The organism is Frankia torreyi (assembly GCF_000948395.1).
In the GTDB taxonomy this organism is placed as follows: Bacteria; Actinomycetota; Actinomycetes; order Frankiales; family Frankiaceae; genus Frankia; species Frankia torreyi.
Window position 1 is genome coordinate 1 of sequence record NZ_JYFN01000140.1, and the last position, 1876, is coordinate 1876.

Here is a 1876-nt window from a genome sequence, read left to right on the forward strand (position 1 = left end):
CGCTCCGGGACTGTTTCCCGGCCATGACACCGGGGACGGCATCAGGGTGCGTCCGGTAACGCCTCGTGCCCGGGGCTACGATTCGCTCAGATTAACCTGACTTGGGCCATTTAGTGCGTGCCGTGGATGGCGTCGAGGACTGTCTGGAGGTCGTCGGGTAGGGGGTCGGCGGCGGTGATGGTGTGGTCGCCGGCTTGGATCGTGATGGTGCGGTAGCGGCGGGCGGTCGTGACGAACCTGCGGATGGACCAGCCGGTGGTGTTCTCGATCCAGCGGCTGACGGCGAGGGCGGCGAACACGATGGTCAGGTGTGCTTCGATCGATTCGCGGGTGTGGTGGTAGATCGGCCGGGCGGCGAGGTCGGACTTGCTCATCCGGAAGCTCTTCTCGACGTTGAGTAGCCGGCTGTAGGTGGCGATGACCTGCTCGGCGTCGGGGTCGGGCAGGTTGGTGACATACCCTTTGATCCCGGCCAGGGCGCGGTTCTTGGCTTCCAGCGCCCGGTTGACTGACTTCTTCGCGTCGGTCAGGCGCACGTAGCGGTTGCGTTTCACCGCGGTCTTCCCGGCGACGGCGTTCTCGGCCTTGGTGACCTGCTGGTCGATCCCGCGCAGCGTGCGCCGGGCCCGGTCGGCCCGGTACTGGTAGAAGATCGTGTGATCGCGTCGCTGGTCCGAGGGACCGGCGGGCCAGGGCTGAACGAACACGTGCCCGTCGGGGATCTCCAGGTTCGGGTGCGCTTCGCGCCACGCCTTGACCTGGTAGGGGACGTCGGGGACGCGGGCGCCGAGGACGAACGACAGTCCCGCCTCCTCGATCGCGCATTTGTTCGCCTCGGAGACCATGCCGGCGTCCGCGACAACGGTGACGTCGGACAGGCCATGCTCGGTGAGGAACCCGGTCAGGACGGGCAGCATGGTCGTGGTCTCAGCCCGGTTGCCTTCGAACGCGTGCACCGTCAGCGGGAAGCCCGCCCCGTCGGTGAGCAGACCGACAGTGATCTGCGGTTCCAGACGTCGTTCCTTACTGAACTCCGGTTCGCGGAACCCGTCGCCCTGGTCGGTCTCGAAGTAGAGCGTTGTCACGTCGTAGAGCAGCAGTGTGGCGGTGCCGAGACGGACATGGTCCGCGCAGGCGCGCGCCAGCCGTGCCCGCCACGGGCCACCGGCGGGGTCGACCGGGACGGGCTGCCCGGTCTCGTCGACGTCGTCGGCGCCGGCGTAGAGACGCAGCCGGCGTTTCACCGTCCGGTAGGACGGGGCGGGCGCGCCGGCCTCGTCCAGCACGCGCAGGGAGTCGAGCTTGCTGGTCGGCTCGATGATCCGTGCGAGCACCAGCGCCCTGAAGACCTCGTCGCGGCCGGTCGCGGCGGGAAACCCCAGCGTGTCGTAGCCGCGGGCCAACGCGTCGAGGAGGTGACCCGCCCGCGTCGAGGTGATCGGCAGCGCGGCGCCGGAGTTCGCCGGGCTGCCCGCCAGCCGAAGATCGAGCTCACCCTGCCCCGCGGCGAGCCGCTGGCGGGCCACCGCCTTGAGCAGCTCGAGGTCAGCGTCGGTATGCGCCGACCCGACGTGCTCGATCTCGCGGGATCCCCGGTACTGGGAGTGCACGATCTGCACCGCCCGCGCACCAGACGCGGTCTTCACCGTCCGCACGTAGGGAGACACAACCCGACAGAGTAGGCCACCGCCACCACCCCGATTAGTGCGTGCCTCCCAGACCAAACCCGCAGGTCACCCGTCCGCGAACAGCGAGACGATCAGATCTTGGCCCAAGTCAGGAGGATCGCCGCTTCCTCCAGGCCCAGGTAGGGCTGAAACCATCCCGGCATCACGTCGGTGAAACCCTGCCACCAACCGGGCTCGTTGGCCTGACG

At 68.6% G+C, this 1876-nt stretch carries 1 protein-coding gene and 1 pseudogene; both read right to left on the reverse strand.

Going from position 1 to position 1876, the window contains the following annotated elements; genetic code table 11:
* Positions 1-110: 110 nt before the first annotated feature.
* Entirely contained in the window at positions 111-1667 is a 1557-nt protein-coding gene (locus FF36_RS31210; RefSeq protein ID WP_044888806.1) for an IS1634 family transposase, read from the reverse strand.
* Between the two features lie 110 nt (positions 1668-1777).
* Positions 1778-1876 (reverse strand): annotated as a pseudogene (locus FF36_RS39810) (transcriptional regulator); the annotation flags it as partial.